This is a genomic window from Polynucleobacter sp. MWH-Adler-W8 (assembly GCF_001889925.1).
Classification (GTDB): Bacteria; Pseudomonadota; Gammaproteobacteria; order Burkholderiales; family Burkholderiaceae; genus Polynucleobacter.
This window is the reverse complement of the sequence record NZ_LZFI01000006.1, coordinates 1-19302: the sequence shown is the minus strand read 5'-3', so window position 1 is coordinate 19302 and position 19302 is coordinate 1. Positions and strand designations below refer to the sequence as shown.

Annotated in this window: 19 protein-coding genes; 8 read left to right on the top strand and 11 right to left on the bottom strand. The window is 45.2% G+C overall.

What is annotated here, in order from left to right; translation table 11 throughout:
* Nucleotides 1-12: 12 nt before the first annotated feature.
* The 3 genes from AOC28_RS08075 (at nt 13) to AOC28_RS08065 (ending at nt 3357) form a co-directional block, all read left to right on the top strand.
* Entirely contained in the window at nt 13-1389 is a 1377-nt protein-coding gene (locus AOC28_RS08075) for an MmgE/PrpD family protein (protein WP_072583471.1), read from the top strand.
* A 38-nt stretch (nt 1390-1427) separates the two neighbouring features.
* A complete protein-coding gene (locus AOC28_RS08070) occupies nt 1428-2273 on the top strand; it encodes a CoA ester lyase (protein ID WP_072583470.1) in 846 nt (281 codons plus the stop codon).
* A gap of 94 nt (nt 2274-2367) precedes the next feature.
* The gene (locus tag AOC28_RS08065; RefSeq protein WP_072583469.1) at nt 2368-3357 is read left to right on the top strand and encodes a tripartite tricarboxylate transporter substrate binding protein BugD; all 990 of its coding nucleotides are present in this window, start codon (nt 2368-2370) and stop codon (nt 3355-3357) included.
* Between the two features lie 60 nt (nt 3358-3417).
* Here the strand turns inward: AOC28_RS08065 and AOC28_RS08060 are convergent, their stop codons facing one another.
* The 5 genes from AOC28_RS08060 to AOC28_RS08040 all read right to left on the bottom strand — a co-directional run bounded on the left by AOC28_RS08060 (nt 3418) and on the right by AOC28_RS08040 (nt 8742).
* Complete coding sequence (locus tag AOC28_RS08060; protein WP_072583468.1) at nt 3418-3786, bottom strand: Rap1a/Tai family immunity protein; 369 nt, start codon at nt 3784-3786, stop codon at nt 3418-3420.
* Between the two features lie 22 nt (nt 3787-3808).
* Nucleotides 3809-4993 (bottom strand): DUF3300 domain-containing protein, encoded by a 1185-nt coding sequence (locus tag AOC28_RS08055; protein ID WP_072583467.1) that lies wholly within the window; start codon nt 4991-4993, stop codon nt 3809-3811.
* Nucleotides 4994-5174: 181 nt separating this feature from the next.
* Nucleotides 5175-5777 carry a hypothetical protein gene (locus AOC28_RS08050; RefSeq protein WP_237767774.1) on the bottom strand — a complete coding sequence of 201 codons (603 nt, stop codon included), beginning with the start codon at nt 5775-5777 and terminating at the stop codon, nt 5175-5177.
* An 8-nt stretch (nt 5778-5785) separates the two neighbouring features.
* Nucleotides 5786-7024 carry a sialidase family protein gene (locus AOC28_RS08045; protein WP_072583465.1) on the bottom strand — a complete coding sequence of 413 codons (1239 nt, stop codon included), beginning with the start codon at nt 7022-7024 and terminating at the stop codon, nt 5786-5788.
* A complete protein-coding gene (locus AOC28_RS08040) occupies nt 7021-8742 on the bottom strand; it encodes a phospholipid carrier-dependent glycosyltransferase (protein WP_072583464.1) in 1722 nt (573 codons plus the stop codon). Before AOC28_RS08040 ends, AOC28_RS08045 begins: the two co-directional genes overlap by 4 nt.
* Before the next feature lie 165 nt (nt 8743-8907).
* Here AOC28_RS08040 and AOC28_RS08035 point away from each other — a divergent pair, with 165 nt between their 5' ends.
* The 3 genes from AOC28_RS08035 to AOC28_RS08025 all read left to right on the top strand — a co-directional run bounded on the left by AOC28_RS08035 (nt 8908) and on the right by AOC28_RS08025 (nt 11111).
* Nucleotides 8908-9255, top strand: a complete 348-nt coding sequence (locus AOC28_RS08035; RefSeq protein WP_237767773.1) for a c-type cytochrome — start codon at nt 8908-8910, stop codon at nt 9253-9255.
* 14 nt (nt 9256-9269) lie between these two features.
* Nucleotides 9270-10544, top strand: a complete 1275-nt coding sequence (locus AOC28_RS08030; RefSeq protein ID WP_072583463.1) for an NAD(P)/FAD-dependent oxidoreductase — start codon at nt 9270-9272, stop codon at nt 10542-10544.
* 108 nt (nt 10545-10652) lie between these two features.
* Nucleotides 10653-11111 carry a phosphate-starvation-inducible PsiE family protein gene (locus tag AOC28_RS08025; RefSeq protein WP_143143912.1) on the top strand — a complete coding sequence of 153 codons (459 nt, stop codon included), beginning with the start codon at nt 10653-10655 and terminating at the stop codon, nt 11109-11111.
* A gap of 4 nt (nt 11112-11115) precedes the next feature.
* Here AOC28_RS08025 and AOC28_RS08020 read toward each other — a convergent pair whose 3' ends face one another.
* Complete coding sequence (locus AOC28_RS08020; protein ID WP_072583462.1) at nt 11116-12525, bottom strand: TAXI family TRAP transporter solute-binding subunit; 1410 nt, start codon at nt 12523-12525, stop codon at nt 11116-11118.
* Between the two features lie 85 nt (nt 12526-12610).
* On the opposite strand from AOC28_RS08020, the gene AOC28_RS08015 reads away from it, so the two are divergent.
* Nucleotides 12611-13312 (top strand): pirin family protein, encoded by a 702-nt coding sequence (locus tag AOC28_RS08015; RefSeq protein WP_072583461.1) that lies wholly within the window; start codon nt 12611-12613, stop codon nt 13310-13312.
* 21 nt (nt 13313-13333) lie between these two features.
* Here the strand turns inward: AOC28_RS08015 and AOC28_RS08010 are convergent, their stop codons facing one another.
* Genes AOC28_RS08010 through AOC28_RS07995 form a run of 4 tightly spaced genes read right to left on the bottom strand, consistent with a single transcriptional unit; the run spans nt 13334 to nt 17070 of the window.
* Complete coding sequence (locus AOC28_RS08010; RefSeq protein WP_072583460.1) at nt 13334-14317, bottom strand: tripartite tricarboxylate transporter substrate binding protein; 984 nt, start codon at nt 14315-14317, stop codon at nt 13334-13336.
* Between the two features lie 28 nt (nt 14318-14345).
* Nucleotides 14346-15395 (bottom strand): Ldh family oxidoreductase, encoded by a 1050-nt coding sequence (locus tag AOC28_RS08005; protein WP_072583459.1) that lies wholly within the window; start codon nt 15393-15395, stop codon nt 14346-14348.
* Nucleotides 15396-15401: 6 nt separating this feature from the next.
* The gene (locus AOC28_RS08000; protein ID WP_158009046.1) at nt 15402-16136 is read right to left on the bottom strand and encodes a GntR family transcriptional regulator; all 735 of its coding nucleotides are present in this window, start codon (nt 16134-16136) and stop codon (nt 15402-15404) included.
* Between the two features lies 1 nt (nt 16137).
* Nucleotides 16138-17070, bottom strand: a complete 933-nt coding sequence (locus AOC28_RS07995) for an SMP-30/gluconolactonase/LRE family protein (protein WP_072583457.1) — start codon at nt 17068-17070, stop codon at nt 16138-16140.
* A 141-nt stretch (nt 17071-17211) separates the two neighbouring features.
* On the opposite strand from AOC28_RS07995, the gene AOC28_RS07990 reads away from it, so the two are divergent.
* Nucleotides 17212-18147 (top strand): 3-hydroxyacyl-CoA dehydrogenase NAD-binding domain-containing protein, encoded by a 936-nt coding sequence (locus AOC28_RS07990; RefSeq protein ID WP_072583456.1) that lies wholly within the window; start codon nt 17212-17214, stop codon nt 18145-18147.
* Here AOC28_RS07990 and AOC28_RS07985 read toward each other — a convergent pair.
* Nucleotides 18134-19279 carry an enolase C-terminal domain-like protein gene (locus AOC28_RS07985; RefSeq protein ID WP_072583455.1) on the bottom strand — a complete coding sequence of 382 codons (1146 nt, stop codon included), beginning with the start codon at nt 19277-19279 and terminating at the stop codon, nt 18134-18136. The genes AOC28_RS07990 and AOC28_RS07985 overlap by 14 nt on opposite strands.
* Nucleotides 19280-19302 lie beyond the last annotated feature (23 nt).

Sequence of the window (19302 nt, the reverse complement as noted above, 5' to 3'; positions counted from 1 at the left end):
GAAGGTTTACTGATGACCACTCAACACCTTTCTCTTGAGCTAGCTAGCTTTGCGGCCAATTTAAAAGCTGCAGATATTCCAAGCGACGTCATGAGCCGCGCCGAAGACCTATTGGTTGATTGGTTTGGTTCAGCTATTGCTGGCAAAGGCTCGCGCCCAGTGGAACTCATTACTCAGTTTGCCCAAAATATGGGTGGGTTTGATGCAAGACACGCTGGTCCCTCTGAAGTTTTAGTTTCTCGCAAAACCTCTAGCCCCTTTTTAGCGGCAATGGCTAATGCAGCAGCATCACATGTTGCAGAACAAGACGACGTCCACAATGGATCAGTCTTTCATCCAGCTACGGTGGTATTTCCTCCAGCATTAGCCTACGCGCAAGCCATTGGCGCTTCTGGTGAAGATTTATTGGTTGCTGCAGTGGCAGGCTACGAGGTAGGTATTCGGGTTGGGGAATTTTTAGGTCGCTCTCATTACAAAGTGTTTCATACCACCGGAACGGCCGGCACATTAGCTGCTGCTGCGGCAGTTGGTCGCCTACTCAAACTCAATTCAGAACAAATGCTCCATGCCTTTGGCTCTGCGGGGACTCAATCAGCCGGCCTTTGGGAGTTTCTGCGTGATGCCGCAGACTCCAAACAACTACATACCGCCCATGCGGCCTCCACTGGCTTAATGTCTGCCTATATTGCACAAGCTGGCTTTACAGGTGCTGAACATATCCTAGAAGGTAAGCAGGGATTAGCGGCAGGCATGTCAAGCGATAGTGACCCCAGTAAATTGGTTGATCGTTTAGGTACTCGCTGGGCTTTAGCAGAAACAAGCTTTAAGTATTACGCCTCCTGTCGTCATACTCACCCCGCTGCTGACGCCCTACTTCAAGTCATGTTGGTAAACAAACTAACGCCTAACGATATTGCGAAAATAGAAACCTTGGTTCACCAAGGTGCTATTGATGTATTAGGCCCGGTAACTGACCCTGCTACTGTGCATCAGTCTAAGTTTTCTATGGGAACGGTGCTCGCTTTGGTTGCACATTACCAATTTGCTGGCCTGCAAGAATTTGATCAGCACTTTCATGATGATGCAATCTGCACCTTCCGTGAGCGCGTCTCGATGATTCTCGATCCAGAGGTTGATAGTGCTTATCCGCAACGTTGGATTGGCAAAGTCAAAGTTCATCTGAACAATGGACAAATTCTGGAGGGTCGCGTAGACGAACCTAAAGGCGACCCTGGTAATACCCTATCTCGCGCAGAGATAACAGACAAGGCAATGCGCTTAGCTGCTTTTAGCGGGGGTGCCAGCCCAACAGAGATGAGTAAAGCAATTGATCTCTTGTGGAATATCCGCAAACAAGCCAAGATAGGCTTTCTACTGCCATCCGCATAAGTAAACCCACCACTCGCTCCCTTATTTTCTAGATTGATATGAACCCACTTGATACACCACTAGGCTTTAGTACTAACTTTCTATTTGTACCAGGCACTCGTCCTGAACGTTTTATGAAAGCCCTCGATAGTGGTGCTAGCGGCGTTGTCTTGGATTTAGAAGATGCCGTTGCGGAGGAAGATAAAGAGAGTGCGCGTGACGCCATTCGCACTGCATGGCCTAGCTTTAGTCCTGAGCAAAAGAAGCGTCTAGTCATTCGTACAAACTCACCTGGTAGTAAATTTTATTCAGGCGATTTAATTCTCGCGCAACAACTTGAAGTTGCCTGTCTATTGATTCCCAAAAGCGAATCGCTCGACCAAATTAATGGTGCCGCCCTCATACTCCCCAATACTGCAATCATTCCCATGATTGAAACGGCAATTGGCCTGGATAAACTGAAAGAAATTGCATACTCCAACCAAGTGATTCGCCTTGCTTTGGGTAATTTAGATTTACAAGCGGATCTGGGCATGGTCTGCGACCGCCAAGAGATCGAATTACAAACAGCTCGGTTTCAGATCGTTTTAGCATCACGACTTGCACAGATTGCCCCTCCTATTGATGGGGTTACACCATCTACTGACGACATTGAGCGCATTACCGATGACTCAGAACGCGCAAAGCGTATGGGTTTTGGCGGAAAACTCTGTATTCACCCAAAACAAGTGGCTATCGTCATCAAGGCATTTACGCCAACCGAAGAAGAACTAGCCTGGGCCCAACGGGTCGTTGAGGCAGATGTGGCCTCCAAGGGCAGCGCTGTAAAGCTAGATGGCCGTATGATTGATCGACCCGTGGTGCTACTAGCCAAAAGAACCCTGGCAATTGCTGGTAAACACTAAGAGTTTCCTATGTCTAAGGAGTTGCAAAACTGGCAAAATAACCCAGAGTTGTTTTGCACTCATATAATTTTTATAACTACTACTAGAGACTAAAATGAAATTACGTAAATCACTATTTGCCGGTTTCTATGCAATCACTACCCTAGGATTTATTGCAGGTAATGTGTTAGCTGCAGATCCCTATCCAAATAAGCCCATCACCTTGGTTGTACCTTTTGCTGCCGGCGGACCTACAGACGCTGTTGCCCGTCTGATTGCTGTGCCGATGGGTAAAGAATTGGGTCAAACCGTTATTGTTGAGAATACTGTTGGCGCAGGCGGCACCATTGCAGCCACCCGAGTTGCGCGTTCCGCTCCAGATGGCTACATGATTTTTATTCATCACATGGGCATGGCTACTGCGCCGGCTTTGTATAAAAAATTGAACTTTGACCCGATGAAGGACTTTGAATACATCGGCCAAGTCGTGGATGTACCAATGGTGCTTTTGGGTCGCAAGAATTTCCCACCAAACAACTTTAAAGAATTAGAGACCTACATCAAGGCCAATAAGGATAAAGTGACGCTAGCTAACGCTGGTCCTGGTGCGGTGTCTCAGTTGTGCGGCCTTTTATTTATGTCGCGTGAAGGCGTGGAATTAACAACCGTTCCCTACAAAGGAACCGGCCCTGCATTAACCGATTTGCTTGGTGGCCAGGTTGACCTACTCTGCGATCAGACCACGCAGACTGTTCCTTATATTAAAGATGGTTTAGTAAAAGCCTATGGTGTTACCACACCAAAACGCCTGCCAGCCTTACCGAACATACCCACCTTGGATGAACAAGGCTTGAAAGGTTTTGAAGTAAAAGTTTGGCACGGTATGTATGTCTCTAAAGGCACGCCTCCAGCAGTTGTCAATAAAATCAATAAGGCGCTTAACGTTGCTTTGAATGACCCTGAAGTAAAGGCTCGTTTAGCAGAGTCCAATATTGAAATTGTTCCACCAGCTAAGAGAACTCCAAAAGGCTTGCAAGAACATCTTGAGGCTGAGATTAATAAATGGGGTCCTGTAATTCGCAAGGCTGGAGCCTATGCTGATTAAGGACTTACCTTAGAAATAAAAAAGCCAGCATCTCGCTGGCTTTTTTATTGTGCTGAGTTCTTATTTACAGGGGTAATTATCAGCAAAGAAACGCATTAAAGTTTTAGCTGCTTTCTCTTTATTAAACTGAGGGTTTGTCTTGGTCCATACCAGGAACTTTTGCAAGACCTCATTACGAGTCTCGCTCTTATTTACAAAGCAAATGGCTGGCTCGGCATCTGGACGACGATTCGCCAAGTATCCCTGATAGACTCCTTCGCCAAAACCAAAACAAAAACTGCGACCTTGATCATCATCAGGATTTTTGCAGAGCTCAACAAATGCAGTAGTACTAGCATCATCCGCTGGGAGATCCTTCTGCGCAAATGCACTTGGAGCAGAGGAAAGGATGGATACAATAAGTACAAATGTTGCTGTGAATGTTTTCATGATTCTTTTCTCTCAGTAAATGTTAACGCCTAAAACCGCTCATGTGCCCACCGCCAAAGCCACTCATATGGCCACCACCGCCTCCACCGCCACCAAATCCGCCCATATGTCCGCCACCACCACCGGCAAATCCACCCATATGGCCGCCGCCAAATCCTCCATCTCGCCCACCCTCATCAAAGCTACGTGAGCGATCTTGATTACCATCAAAGCGCGCTTGATCTCGCAAAGCGTTTTCTTGAGCGGCCTCGCGATAGATATTGGGATTAGATCTATCCATCTGGGCATCATTGCGCGCTTCTTGATTTAATCGCGCTGCCTGACTTCTTTCTTCAGGAGTTGCATCTTTCTGAAAAGCATTATTAGCGCGCTGACCATCCATTCTGGCCGCCTGCCTCTCCTCTGGAGTAGCTTTATTTTTCCAGTCGTTCAGCAAGCGCTGCTGGTTAGCAACATTTGCTGGTCCGATAATTGCACGAGAGGGTATGCGCCCAGATGCATTGATGTTCGTAGAATTAATCGTGCCATTATTCCAATTGGGTTGCGTCCAAAAATCATCGCCGATCATAAATCCCGCACCAAAAGTCATCAGACCCCAAGCTGGGTTGTAGATAGGATACGGAGGGTACTCTGGATATGGCCAGGGCCCATAAACAACCGTGGGGTTATAGGTTGGGATGTAAACTACTTTTGTATTGGCTGGGCTGATCAAGACGTTCCCGTCCGCATCAGCTGTTACGGTAATTTGCTTATTAGTCTTTAGGGTACCGGCCTTAACAGCCATTTTTCTGAGAGCTTGAACTGCTTTCATGGTATCTGCGGCTTGGAGCTTATAAGCATTACCTAAATTCTGGGTCCACTGCAATTTATTGCCCATCATATTGAATGCTTTTGGAAACGACATTAAAGATTTAACACTATCGTTCCAAGATTGGGCCTTGAGTGCATTTTGCAGATCATCACCCGCCAATGAAGCATTGCTAGCTCGCCAATTATGAGCTTCTGCTACCTCTAACGGGTAGGTTGAGGCCAGCAGCATCAGCGACAGCAAAGAATCGGGATACAGCGCAATTGGCGAGACCAATGACTGTAATTGCTCTGAAGAAATAGTTTGCGGGCCAGCGTTGTAGCCGGATCCAGCGTATCCTCCGCCTTGCACATAACCTTGAGGGTAATATCCGCTAGATTGATAAGGATCAGGGCTCATAACGCATCCATTGAGAAGGGATCCAAAAGTGATCATTACTAACGTTAGCAACCTCACTTTCTTACTCAACACAGAAATACTTTGTTGGCTTGTCTGCTTCATATCTGCCTCAGCATTGATCTATATAAATTCAATAACTCACTAGATGCATATTACTTTACAACCTTGCGTTTGATGAGTCCTAACCCGGTCTAAACAAATATCCAGAGCGGGCTTTGTCCCTTTTCCTTCTATACATCATGCCAATACAGGCGCATATAGCCCAGATGGTCAAGAATGGATCCAGCAAGTAATCCCAAAGATTGGCAGACTCATGCCAATGGACTGTCCAAGCAAGAATGGCGATAGCAATAATCCATACACCCTTCATCCAATTTGCCAAGCCACAGACTAGGGCAAAAAATAGGACCGGAATTAAGAATGGTATGGATCCGTAACCCCATACATAAGGATCGACCATTCCCAAGCCCAGGGCAAATGGATAAAAACATAATGCGATGATTGTCACCACAAATTTAAAAACAATCGGTGCAGGCTTATTGGCTGGTAGCAATGAGCTCCACAACAATAAAGTCAGCACGATGCTCAGATCACCAGTCAAGCCACGCACATAGGCAACCAAAGGTAAATTCATACCAAATGGCCAAAACAGAATATTTCCCATCAGAAGGACAAAAAATACTTTGATAGCGAATGGAAAAGCATTTGGAGAAAACTTTTGCAAGATCCAAATACCCACTACCGCACAGGAAATGGATAATTCAATCAAAGCTATGATTTGCATGAACTGATTCATTGCCGCACCTCCTGATGAGCCGGATCTGCTTCAGCACTGTTTATTTGCTGATAGGCATGTCTTAGCCAAGCACCAGAAAAATAACGATGTCGGATCTTCTTGCGATCCCAGGTATAGACTAAATGTGCATCATCACCGTCTACAGTGATTAAGTAAGGGTATGAGAACTCTTTACGTTGAGCTTCAGGTATAGCTTCATCGTCCTCCAATACCTCAACGGTTTGCCATTGCTCAGATTTAACATCGCTCATCAATAAGACCAAACGATAGCGCCCATTTTCAATATTGTTTAAAACCAAAATGCGAGCGCCGCTTTTGAGAACAAGCCCAGCAACTGCAGAATTGGGATTGGCAATATCCAAATCTTCTGCCTGCTGCCATGTTTGACCCGCATTTTCTGTATGACTAACCGGGATTTTCTTTGGTAACCCAGAGCTCCGTGTTTGCCGGAAATATGCACTGGCATATTGCGCGTCATTTACAAATACGAGTGGCTGAATCGCACCGCGCCCAGAACTCATACGACGCTTATCAATTACCTGCCCTGCATCCAACCTTAAGAACTCGCCAAAACGCCCTATCCACTCATGATAGGCAGGCAAGCCTAGTAGACCATCGGTGAACATCACATTAGGGGATTTCACGAGAGTGCTTAAATTCAGTAACGGGGAGCTGATGAGGCGTTGCGGCTTACTCCATGTCAAACCTTCATCATCCGAAGTCATTGCAGAAATTGAACTACCCGCCCAACCGCCAATAGAGACGGTGACGAAGAACAATTGCAGACGTCCATCAGCCAATCTGGCTGGCACAGGATTGCCTAACTTAGCGATATAACGTGAAAGCCCCTTCTCCGCACTAATGCGATCCATCACAACAATGGGCGCACTCCAGCTAGAAGACTTCGGGTCATATACGGAGCTGTAGATCGATACATCAGCAGCACCTTCGCGACTACCGGCAAACCAAAACGCTCTCACTGCACCATCCTTGAGGGCAATCATTGAAGCTGCATGGACTGAGGCAGCGCCAGTATCAGGAAGCCAACGTGATTGCGGTACGGAAATATTAATCTTGATGAGATCTTTTGTCTTCATTACTACAGGCTCATCCAGAACATCATCTACTTGGAAAGAAGGAGTAGCAAATGGCGCCCACACTGGGCGACTATCAATATGCAGAAAGCCAATCACTGCAGCAAGCAACAAAAAACAAAGAGCAATGACACGACTCATCTACAAACATCCTTTAAGTTGGATAAATCTGGGGTCGCCACCGGTGTAAAAATCAGGTATTCATTAACAAATAAATATTTACCAATATGCCCCATCAACATTTCCTGAATTTCTTCATTAGAGTGACGGGCCCTCATCTCCATTCTTTGTCCAACAATCTGACAAGAATCACATAGTGCAGGCTGAGTACCCAAAGAAGTGTGCACCGCAACTAGAGAGTAGACGGATGTCAGAGTTGCGACATCACTAGCATCTTTCGCTAAATAGCCATGCAGCTTTGCACCTGGTAGCAACAATCGATACTCCTCATCCTTGGCTCGATAGTCACAAGGAATCCAAACATCCCTGCCTGCCAACCGAGCAATCGTTTCTACCGAGTAGCGCCCTAAGCGCCCTTCTAATGGAGCAAGACTACTAGTCAACCCGCAATAAACCAAAAAGCAGGCTGCCAAAGAAATGGTTTTAGTGAAACGCCGATTCAGCAAGCCAAGCAAGACCAGCAATATTCCTGCCGCCATGAGAATCCAATGACAATAGGAATAAGTCCATGCGCCAGCATCACCCATAAATTGTGAGAACTGAAGATTGATACCAATCCAAAACAAGAGTGATAACACCAGTAATTGCAAGAGCAAGGCAATGCGGAAGCCCCATAAAGGCAACTTATCCCAATATAAGGCAATCAGCGCCGCAAAGGCTGGCATCACTGGCAAAAGATAACGACCTGAACGCTGACTAGGTAAGCTGAACACAATAAAGAACGCTGCTATCAAAAGCAGTAATAGCACCTCTTCTAAATTCAGAAAGCGACGTGTACGCCAGCATTGCATCAAACTTGATATCAATACAAAGCTAAATAGGCCTGCATTAGCAATCGTCGTCAAAATTAAAAGCCAAATGCTATCTCCACCGCGCAGCAAATCCATAAAATAACTAGACTGACGAGCGGCAAACTTACCGGCATTCTCGCCCAGTACAAATTCGCTCCAAACAGCTTCTGGATATGGGTCCATGGCAAACCACAAGGCAAATACGCCGAGGGCAAGTACAGTAATCAGGATCAACTTATATAGGTCGCGGATGAGTACCTGAGGAATACTCCACTGCCGCCAGCGCCAGTAATAGAGCCCCAAAGCAAAATTAGCAGGAACGATGTAGGCAAAAGATTTTGCAAATAGCGCAAGACCAAAACACACCCCCGCCATCAATGGGAAAAAGAATTTAGATTCAAATGCACTTTTACCCCAATACAAAATCGCCATAAATGGTAGCGATACCCAAAATACTTCTGGGGGGTCCGCTAAGAATGGTCGACCGTAGCGATAGGTTGCAAAAAAGGAGAGCCATACTAATGATGCCAATATTCCAGTTTGCGTTTTGCCACTGAAACGTCGGACTGCTAAAAATAAGAAAAATGCCGTTAGTGCGGTATATAAAACACTAGGCCAACGCAAATTTGCCAAACTCCATTCGCTTGCCCAATGCGTACTAGCAATACCCTGCCAAAATATCAGTGGCGGCTTAGTGTTTTTAATGCCATCCATTTCAGACTGCAGTGGCAGCCATTGGGCCGAGTCCGCCGTCATGCGCACAATATGCATATAGGGATACTCATCACCGTTTTTTGGCGCAAATCGGCTATCCAAACCATAAAGGTAGGTAAATACACCTAAAAGGAGTATCAATAAGGCGGAACGGTAAGAAAATGAAATTCTCATACCCGTAGTTTATAGGGCTTATAGGAAATTCCAACAAAATACATCAGGCCCGCATTTTCGAATGAGCTTATGAAAAATGAATCTGAGGTAAGCGCTACTTTTTATGGATTTCTTGATTAAGATACTCATAAAGCAATACACCTATGAGTCAAAAAAATAATTCGAATGGAGAAAGGCCGCATGCGAGCACTGTTTTCAAGACCCGGAATCGTAGTATCGACATATATTGGATTGTGTCTATGGAGCAGTCTTTCTTTAGCGCAAAATCCAGATGCAAGCAATTTATATAAACGTAGTCTTGCAGCAACCTGCGCAAATTGTCATGGCACTGACGGAAACGGTGTTGTTGATGGCAACATCCCACTCATCAACAATCTTACTCACGCGCAAATATTAGAAAAATTGATGGCTTATAAATCTGGGTCATTGGACGGCACTATCATGCCGCAGCTTACCAAGGGCTATACCGAAGAACAGCTTAATACCATCGCCAATCAACTTGGCAAGAACTAACAAGGAAGCCCACCATGGATCGTCGACACTTTATAGGTCAGAGCACCGCCGCACTTGGTTTGCTGGCAGGCTTTTCTGGTCAAGCCCACGCTAATTTACAAAAGGCAGAAATCCTTGTGATTGGCGGAGGATATGGTGGCGCTACCGCTGCTAAATATTTACGCTTGTTCTCTAACAACACTGCTAAGGTGACATTGATTGAGCCCAATGCAGCCTTTGTTTCCTGCCCACTATCTAATTTAGTTGTAGGTGGCTCACGCACAATATCTGAAATTACGACCCCTTATGACAATCTGAGTAAGCGTCATGGCGTGAAGATCATTCGGGACAGCGTCTCCAGCATCGACCCCGATAAAAAAACAGTCAAGCTTGCCTCTGGGAAAACCTTACGCTATGACAAAGCGATCGTTTCACCCGGTGTTGCCTTAATGATGAACAGTATTGAAGGACTGGCTCAAGCCAATAAAGCAGGCGTTACCCTCCAGGCCTGGAAAGCGGGTCCTGAAACTACCGCCTTACATAAACAACTCGCCTCTATGCGTGATGGTGGCACTTTTGCCATTAGTATTCCAGAAGCCCCCTATCGCTGCCCTCCAGGACCTTACGAGCGAGCCTGCCAGGTAGCAAACTATCTTAAGCACCACAAGCCTAAGTCTAAAGTTCTCATTTTGGATGCTAACCAAGATGTCACTTCAAAAGGTGCGCTCTTTAAGAAGGTGTGGGCAGAACAGTACCCAGGATTCATTGAGTATTTGCCCAAATACAATGTCACCGCCGTGGATGCAAAAACAAAAACTTTGAAATTTGAAGTGCAAGAAGATATTAAAGCAGATGTTTTAAATCTTCTACCGGCGATGAGCGCCGGTGAGATTGCCGTCAAAACTGGTTTAGCAAATGCTAACGGCCGCTGGGTTAATGTGAATTATCTCAACTTTGAATCTACTGCACAAAAAGACATTCATGTCTTGGGTGACTCGATTCAAGTAGCGCCAGCAATGCCTAAGTCAGGGCACATGGCCAATCAACATGCCAAAGTGGCGGCTGCCGCGATTGTGGCTGAACTCAGTAACTGGGAAGTTAATCCAGCGCCAGTAGTGAACAATACTTGCTACAGTTTTGTGAACGAACGAGAAGTAATTCACGTGGCTAGCGTTCATCAATACAGTGTCGCTAAGAAAACTTTTGAGCCTGTTCATGGTGCAGGCGGACTATCTCCGGCACCCTCAACTCTTGAAGGGGTATATGCCTGGGGCTGGGCTCATAATATTTGGGCGGACAGCCTGGGTTGATCTAAGTCAATACTTCCAAAAAAAGGGGGCTTGGCGCCTCTTTTTTTGTTTACATGGCCGCATAGATACCTATACTAAACAAAACAGATTAAAAAACTCGGAGGCTTAATGAATATGACCCCTACCTCACCAAAAGATGCATCCAAATTAGAAGATGCCATTGAAAGATGGACCGTTCCCATTGGAAACTTATTTGTCTCTTTATTTCATCGGATTGCATTATTTGGAATCGGTGCCGCAACCGTTTGGTCAGCAGCTGTTGCATTCCTGGGTATGGTTAATAAAGGATCGGCTTCAATCGAAGACCTGCTCTTGCTATTTATCTATCTCGAAATTGGCGCCATGGTCGGGATTTATTTCAAAACCAATCATATGCCAGTTCGCTTTTTGATTTATGTAGCGATTACTGCGGTAACTCGTCTCATCATTGACTTAGTTAACACCAAGCACGAGGCTGATATGGCCATCCTCTTTATGGGGCTTACCATTCTCATTTTGGCTCTGGCTAATGCAGTCGTTCGTTACGCTTCATTTAAATTCCCCAGCAGAAATGGTGATAGCGAATAAAGCCCTATAAGTCAGGATCAATGCCTTCATCAAATTGATAGGGGTGTACGCCCCTATTCAAGCAATTACGCACGTAATCAATGCTAGCTCGCAAGGCATAGTAGTCGCCAGACAGGCGCTTAGAAACTTTAATATTTAAAGCTTGATACTCAAGTAAATTAAGCCTCTTTAGATATTCATCCCGCTGTTGATCGTCAAACCCATTCAGTAATTCTTGCTCCAAGGATTTTAAAGAACCATATAAGCGATTGATCTTATTTTGCATGCGCTTAGCGCGATATCCTGGCAGAGCCTGTAAAAGCGGATAGCTCAATACACAGAAGGGCAGGAATACAAAAATGAGGCGATTAATAAGCTCGGCCACCCAGAACGGGAAATAGGCTACCAATAAGGGGTAATTATTTTTCTCATAATGAATTGCGACGGGACTTTCAGGCAACATGGAATCTTTAAAGGATGGAAACTCTCCGCGCTCAGCAAAGAAAGATTCTTTGCCATTAATCTGTCTGGCAGCTTCTAAAAATAGAAATTGAATCGCCGGATGCATGCGATCATCAATCAATAGATTTGTTGTTGTTGCCAACAGCTTCATATCCGTTGGTGGAAAGTTGCGTGGCAAATTAAAAGCCCCTTGGGGGACATCCAAAATATTGAGATAAGGCATTAATTTGACATAGGCTGCTGCACGTTTAAAAGTGACTAAATGCAATGACTTATCGTTTAACAAGGTCTGTACATTGGGAGCATCATAGGAATCCACAATAAAGGCTCCATCTATCTCGCCCGCCTGGAGCGCCTTCACCGCATCATATCCAGCAAGATTGAGAATTTGTACCCCTTTTTTATAGCCTGCGGCCTTCAGTATTTTGGTTGACTGAGCGTAGGTACCGCTGCCCTCAATTCCCACAGAAATCTTTTTATTGGCAAAATGTTGAAATACGACGCCAACTGAATCGGACTCGGTAGACTTTAGCTCCGAACCTCGATAAAAAAACCAAATAGGATCATAGGCAATTGCACCCAAGGACTGAATACCAGTTACTTCCTTGGTGTGGTCTACTCCAGCCTGAACAAAAGCAACTTGTACGGGGTCATCACGATCTGCTAAGCGATCAATGTTTTCTTGCGCGCCTGTTGTGGCTACCAACTCTAAAGTAATACCCTTTGCCTTGAAAAACTCTACATACTTTTTCCCAAGAGCTTCGTATGAACCGCCTGATGATCCGGTGGCCATAAGGACATGTCTTGGGGGCGGTGGATCCGCATACAACCAGATGCCCATCAGTATTGCCAGCAAGAGAATAAGGAGCGGCCAAGCCTCCTGTAGGAACTGGGTAAAGTCATCCCACTTCTCCCGAACGCTCTCAGAAAGCCCTAGATACGTTTCTTGAATGTCTTGTTTAAAGCTTCCCATTTGCTACCGATCGACAAATATCATTAAAGCTAATGATAATAGGCTTATTCTGAATCCTTCAACTAGTCCTTTAACGCCCTAAAACATGATAAATCTTAGAAAATCCCAGGATCGTGGCTATGCTGACCATGGCTGGCTTAAAAGCTTTCACTCCTTCTCATTTGCGGGCTACCATGACCCCCGCTTTATGGGCTGGGGGAATCTGCGCGTCATTAACGAAGATCGCGTAGCTGCAGGAATGGGTTTTGGCAAGCATAGCCATCGCAATATGGAAATTATCAGTTACGTACTATCTGGAGAGTTGGCGCACGAAGATAGTATGGGCAATATCAAAGGAATCCCACCGGGGGATGTCCAACGCATGAGCGCCGGTAGTGGAGTTACTCATAGCGAGTTCAATCACGCCAGAGATCAAACTACTCATTTTTTACAGATCTGGATAGAGCCCAATGTATTAGAAATTGAGCCGAGCTATGAACAAAAATCCATTCCAGAAATAGAAAAAGATGGCAAGTTGCGCATCATTGCCTCCCCTACCGGAACTGATGGTGCTGTGAAAATTAATGCAGATGCCAAGGTATATGCTGGGCTCTTTGATCAGGGTCAATCATTCGAGCTAGCATTAGACCCCAATAGAAAGTTCTACGTTCACCTTATTCGTGGTTCACTTGATGTGAATGGCCACGTTTTAAATGGCGGTGATGCCCTCCTAATGCAGGAGGAAAACCAACTAGCACTCTCTGATGGAAAAAGCGCCGAAGTCTTGGTATTCGACCTCAGCGCTTAGCGTATTTCTGAAGCGCCAGAGTTAATCTAACTTAATTTTGGCCTTTTCAATCACCGTTTTCCAGCGAGCAATGTCTGAAAAATACAGGTCCGAGAATTGCTGAGTATTCATCGGGGCAATTTGTACTCCAGCCTTTTGAAAGCGGTCCTTCATCTCAGGGGTTTCTAGGATCTTCAAAATAGAGTTATTTAACTCCTTGATGATTCCTTGAGGCGTTTTGGCAGGAACAAATACTCCCTGCCACAAAGCCATCTCGTAACCCTTAACGCCCGCCTCTTGAATCGTTACTAATTCTGGGGCGCCACTAAAACGATTTTTACTGGTGACAGCCAATGCCCTTACCTTGTCGCCTTTATACAAAGGGAGGCCTACTGGCATGCCTGCGAAATAAAAGTCGATCTGCCCGCCCATTAAGTCTGTAGCAGCGGGTGAGCCACCCTTATAGGGAATATGAATCGCTTGTAATCCAGTAGTGGCTAAAAATAATTCGCCAGCCATATGATCGGAGTTACCAATTCCTGAAGAGCCAAAACTCAATTTACCTGGCTCGGCCTTAAGCATTGCTATTAAATCTGCAACACTCTTGGCTGGTGAGTTGTTATTGACAATCAGAATATGAGGAGTTGCCGCGACCCCAACGACCGGCAATAAATCTTTTTGGCCATTGAACGGCAGTTTTGGATTGGCTGCCACATTAATAGCCAGGCCATTTTGTGCGAACAAGATGGTGTAGCCATCGGGGGCGCTTTTTGCCACCGCATCTGCTGCTAGGCTTCCTGCTGCGCCGCCACGATTCTCAACAATAATGGGCTGCTTTAAAGCAAGACTGAGATCATTGGCAATCATCCTGCCGACAATATCAGTAGAGCTTCCTGGCGCATAGCCAATCATCATTTTGATGGGTTTATCTGGGTAGGCAGCCCAGGCTGCCCCTGCAAATACTGGAACAACCGCCGGAACAACTACCGCACTTATTACTATGTTTTTTATTAGTTTTTTAAACATATGTCTCCTCCAGTAATTTAGTATTTTTTTAAAACGTTAAAGCGGGGATGCCGCATTCCTGGGCGCAAGCATTCAATGCCTCTAGCAGCTCGGGCGAGACAGGGATACCCCTTTCACCTCTCTCTGCCATTGTTTTTGCTGCGCCTTCACCTGGCACACGAATATCTTTAACGCCAGGCAATGTTGATGAATTTTTCAAATCATTCACTAAAGCAATTACCCTGTTAATAAACTCTTCCGTGTTTCCAAACGCACTTGGATCGACTGCAATAATCGTTTGCCCCGTGTTTGTAACTAAGTCATGGTGAGCATTGAAATCAATTGTTCCTTTGCCAACTGCTGCATTATTAAGTGCGCCTGCAAGCAAGCCAATCATGACTGCTAAGCCATAACCCTTATATCCACCAATGGGCAATAAAGATCCTTCGGCAGATTTTTTAGGGTCTGTAATTGGCTTACCCTGGCGATCAATCATCCAATCATCTGGAATGGACTCCCCCTTTTGCGCAGCTACTTTTACTTTGCCGTAGGCCGCTACAGTAGTTGCAATATCCAAAAGCACTGTTGGCCCATCGCCTGCTGGAACTGCAATTGCAATTGGGTTGGTTGATAACAATAAGTCAATGCCGCCCCATGGCGCCATATGATTTGCATTACCAACAGCCATATAAATACCGATATAACCCTGCTCCGCTAACTTACGAACATATACCGAAGCAGCTCCTGAATGATTGCCGTAATGACTACCAATCCAACATACGCTGTGCTGCTTCACTTTTTCGATAGCGAGGTCTACAGCTCTATTCATCACCAAATGCCCTAAGGCATTGTCACCATTAATCAACGCAGTTGCACCCTGCTCGCGCTCAATATGAATATTGGGATTTAAATTCACGCCGCCAGCCCGAATTCTTTTTAAATAAGCCGGCAAACGGAAAATACCATGACCATCAGCGCCAACGAGATCAGACTGCACCATCAGACTGGCAATAATGTCTGCATCACTTGCAGGAACTTTCTCTGCTTGGAGTGCGCTCGAGACAAAATGCTCTGCATCAGTTATAGATAAATAGTTCACTGTGATTTAAGCCTCTGAGCTCGCTTTAAATTCCATGCTGTAAACATATTTTTTCTCCGGATGATGCGTTACCGTCACTTCAAATAATTTATCCTGATCATCAAAATAGCGGCGAATAATGACCAGACATGCAGTGTCAGGCTTGATGTGGAGTTTTCCCGCAATTTCTGGCGACACTTGAGAGGCATATACATCTACCTCCGCCCTCTCGATACGGGCGCCATATTTTTCCTCAATCTGCTCGTACACCATTACCTGGGTATGTTCTGGATCTTTTGTCAACGAAGCAAACTGGGGCAATATATAAATATCCGTCCAGGCAATGACCTCCTCTGCCTGTTGACGCTTTCGAATTCCGCCAATGTGATACCAAGATGATCCAATCGGTGCGCCAACAATCTGACTTAGAGACTTATCTAGCTCAATGAATTCTTCGACTATGTTCTGACGATAGGTATCCCGTGAATAACTCAGAATATCAATTGGAGAGTTATAGCTTTGGGTGAAACGGCGTAAGCGCTGTCTAGACACCACTTTTGTAGGCGCGCCTTGATGGCGATAAATAAGGCCATTAGCCTCTAGAATTTGCAATGCATGCCGCAATGTATGCCGACTAGACTGAAAATCCCGACAAAGATCCGCCTCGGCAGGCAAGACGGATCCCACTGGCCAATCACCGTTATAAATACGCTGCTCTAGCGTTTTGGCTAGAGACTTATATAACGGTGATCGTTCACTCAATTTAAGAAAGTCCAAACATTTTTTTACCAGCAACTGGCAGACGTGCTTTCAGAATATCGCCAGATAAAGACTCGGTAATGTAGAGATCTTTTCCGTCTGCCCCACCAAAACACATATTAGCCAAATGATGGTGATGTGGGTTCTCAGAGTAGATCAAGTGGGTTGGCAGCATATTGTTATCAAATCTCCAGATTCCAATACCAAGGTGACATACCAACAAACCATTTTCTGAGTCCATTTCAATACCATCTGGACCCGCAACGCCACCTGTTAACTGTATCGCTACACCTGTCTTGGAAACGGAGCCGTCAGCCATCAAAGGCAATCTCCAAATTTGCTGAGATCTAGTGGCCGCTACGAATACATGCTTTTCTTGAGTATTCAAAGTAATGCCGTTTGGGCTTGGCACATTAAGCGCCAAACGATCCAGTTGCCCATTGGCACGCAATCTAAACACGCGACCAGTTGGGTCAGCAATACCGGTCTGACCTTGATCTGTGAAATACAAATCGCCATTCGAGGCAAAGTGTAGATCGTTCAAACCTTTAAAGTTTTCGCTATACATTGATCCTAAGATAGTTTCAATTTTTCCAGTCTTTGGATCTAGTGCCAACAACCCTGCTTTGTAGTCACAAATAAAAGCGCGCCCATCTTTATGAAATTTCATGCCGTTTGGCCAACCATCATATTGAGTAATCAGCTCCCACTCACCCTTGGTGTCAATGCGGAAAATGCGACCAAAGGGAATATCGACAAACCACAAATTGCCTTCACGATCGAATGAAGGCCCCTCTAAAAAGCACTCAACCTCTGCACCTTGACGATTAGGATCGGACCATCCAGTACGGGATTTTTTGCGAAACTTCTCTGGCATGGTTGAAAACACTTCCGTTTTAATTTTCTCAACGGGCTGGAAAGGGTTATGCATCGTCATGGGGAGATCTCCTAGGGTAAGTTATACGGATAAGTACGTTTTATTATTAAACAATTAAACCATAAATAATGATAACCTTAAGTTGTTGTTGATCAAAATTAATTTAAGCTGTTTATAACTTAACCGAATAAGTTGAAAAATATGAAATCTGTAGCTGTTATTGGAACCGGAATCATGGGCGCTGGCATTGCAGCTGGATTTATTGCTCAAAACATACCCGTAGTCATATTGGGCAGAACAAAAGATAAGGCTGACGCTTGCTTGGACAAAGCCATCAGCCTTGCAAAAAAAATAGGTATGGTTGGAGACAACGCCACTAAAGATGACGCTGACATTAAGAAGCAGCAATTCATTGGCGTCCTAGAGGATTGGCAGGACTGGAATCAATTCTCCTGGGTGATTGAGACTGTTGCCGAGAACTTAGAACTAAAACAAAAAGTTTTCCAATACCTTGATCAAGTAGTGCCAGCAGACATTCCTATTGGCAGCAATAGCTCAGGCTTCCCCATCAGTAAAATTGCAGAAGGCCTCAAAAGCGCAAACCGTATGATGGGTGCGCACTATTTCATGCCTGCAGAAGTTGTTCCTCTGGTTGAAATTGTTATGGGACAAAAAACAGAGCTTAAATATGCGGAGCAAGCTTGCGAACTGTATAGGGCTATTGAAAAGAAGCCTGTCCTGGTAAAGAAGGATATTCCTGGATTTTTAGCGAACCGTATTCAACATGCCTTGATGAGAGAGGCACTCTCGCTCGTTCAAGAAGGGATTGCTACGCCAGCCGATATTGATGATGCCGTGAGATATAGCTTTGGCTTCCGTTATGCCGCTGTAGGCCCAATGACACAAAAAGAAATTTCAGGCTGGGATGGAATGGCGAATGCCGCTAAGGAGATTTATCCTTCACTCTCCAATATCACTGCCCTGCCTCCAAAAGTAGTTCAACTTATGGCCGATGGGAAAACAGGTATGAAAGCTGGGGAAGGATTTAGAAAGTGGACCCCAGAAGAAATCAAAACTGTTTCCGACTCCTACTCTCGTAGGCTGAAGGCGGCTTTTGACGTTCTCAATATTGAATGATTGGGCAACCTTGAGCTACAGCATCTTTCACACGATCAAGGTTGGGAGTAATCCCGACGCCAATAGAGCCCAATTGAGCAACATCAAGATGGCCACGCGTTGCCGTTAATGGACGATCGCAGATATCAAAGCGTAGATATTGATTTGACATGCTAAATCCCCAAGGCACATCTCCTATTGCAAAACCGATGGATGCTGTTGCAGCCCCCGCTAGAGATGTTTCTGCTACTTTGCAAGCTAAGTTGAGCTTTAGATTATTTGCTCGCAAGGTTTGTGCACTTTTGCAGGCCGCCATTACACCGCCAGTTTTAATGAGTTTTAGACTGGCGCCATCAAGGGCCTTAGCCTTCACAAATTCCTCTATCTCATCTGTGCCATGGATAGATTCATCTAAGCCAATTGGAATTGGAGATTGCTGCTTGAGCAAGACGAAATCAGCCATTGCAGAATCTGCGTTAATTAGCTGCTCAGCAAATGACAGCTTGCACGCCTGCTTTGAGGTGCAAAACTGTATAGCCCCTTCTAATGACATGGCACCGTTAGCATCCACCGAAATGACGTCACCCTCTAGCAGATCTGAGAGCACCTTGACTCGACGTAAATCCTCTTCAACCGATAAAGAGCCAATCTTTATTTTCCAATGTTTAAATCCTGCTTCGCGAAATAATTTAGCGTCAGCGATTTCTTTTTCTAGTGAACCGCCAAGCATTCGCAGCAAGGGAATCTCGGCCACTTCCGGTGAAGCAACACCTACAACAAATGAGCGCAAATATTTCCATAGCGCGATCGAATTTTTCTGTGTATACAGATCAAGTAATGCCATCTCCAAACAAGACTTAGCTGATGGATTGCCATACAAAATTGCATCAAACAGTTTAGAAAAATCCTTAGGATCGCCCCACTCAATTGCACGTGCTTTTTCTACCAAATACTTTACGCTCGCTAATAGGCTCTCGAGAGTCTCACCAGTCATGAGGGGTGCAACAGATGCCTCACCCCAACCTTGGCGACCCTCTTCATCAGTGAGGCAAAGCAATACAGTTTTGGCATCCACAATCACTTCTTTAGCCATCTTGATTGGCTCAATGAGTGGAATTGAAAGCGGGAAGATGGTTGCCTGAGTGATTTTCATTTTTTTACACAACATTTAAATAA

What these genes read in the sequence shown, in the direction of transcription:
- AOC28_RS07990 (WP_072583456.1), top strand. Translation starts at nt 17,212, where the DNA reads ATGAAATCTGTAGCTGTTATTGGAACCGGAATCATGGGCGCTGGCATT.
- AOC28_RS07985 (WP_072583455.1), bottom strand. Translation starts at nt 19,279, where the DNA reads ATGAAAATCACTCAGGCAACCATCTTCCCGCTTTCAATTCCACTCATT.
- AOC28_RS08045 (WP_072583465.1), bottom strand. Translation starts at nt 7,024, where the DNA reads ATGAGTCGTGTCATTGCTCTTTGTTTTTTGTTGCTTGCTGCAGTGATT.
- AOC28_RS08020 (WP_072583462.1), bottom strand. Translation starts at nt 12,525, where the DNA reads ATGGGAAGCTTTAAACAAGACATTCAAGAAACGTATCTAGGGCTTTCT.
- AOC28_RS08050 (WP_237767774.1), bottom strand. Translation starts at nt 5,777, where the DNA reads ATGCAAATCATAGCTTTGATTGAATTATCCATTTCCTGTGCGGTAGTG.
- AOC28_RS07995 (WP_072583457.1), bottom strand. Translation starts at nt 17,070, where the DNA reads ATGACGATGCATAACCCTTTCCAGCCCGTTGAGAAAATTAAAACGGAA.
- AOC28_RS08015 (WP_072583461.1), top strand. Translation starts at nt 12,611, where the DNA reads ATGATAAATCTTAGAAAATCCCAGGATCGTGGCTATGCTGACCATGGC.
- AOC28_RS08040 (WP_072583464.1), bottom strand. Translation starts at nt 8,742, where the DNA reads ATGAGAATTTCATTTTCTTACCGTTCCGCCTTATTGATACTCCTTTTA.
- AOC28_RS08010 (WP_072583460.1), bottom strand. Translation starts at nt 14,317, where the DNA reads ATGTTTAAAAAACTAATAAAAAACATAGTAATAAGTGCGGTAGTTGTT.
- AOC28_RS08030 (WP_072583463.1), top strand. Translation starts at nt 9,270, where the DNA reads ATGGATCGTCGACACTTTATAGGTCAGAGCACCGCCGCACTTGGTTTG.
- AOC28_RS08060 (WP_072583468.1), bottom strand. Translation starts at nt 3,786, where the DNA reads ATGAAAACATTCACAGCAACATTTGTACTTATTGTATCCATCCTTTCC.
- AOC28_RS08025 (WP_143143912.1), top strand. Translation starts at nt 10,653, where the DNA reads ATGAATATGACCCCTACCTCACCAAAAGATGCATCCAAATTAGAAGAT.
- AOC28_RS08075 (WP_072583471.1), top strand. Translation starts at nt 13, where the DNA reads ATGACCACTCAACACCTTTCTCTTGAGCTAGCTAGCTTTGCGGCCAAT.
- AOC28_RS08065 (WP_072583469.1), top strand. Translation starts at nt 2,368, where the DNA reads ATGAAATTACGTAAATCACTATTTGCCGGTTTCTATGCAATCACTACC.
- AOC28_RS08070 (WP_072583470.1), top strand. Translation starts at nt 1,428, where the DNA reads ATGAACCCACTTGATACACCACTAGGCTTTAGTACTAACTTTCTATTT.
- AOC28_RS08055 (WP_072583467.1), bottom strand. Translation starts at nt 4,993, where the DNA reads ATGAGCCCTGATCCTTATCAATCTAGCGGATATTACCCTCAAGGTTAT.
- AOC28_RS08035 (WP_237767773.1), top strand. Translation starts at nt 8,908, where the DNA reads ATGGAGAAAGGCCGCATGCGAGCACTGTTTTCAAGACCCGGAATCGTA.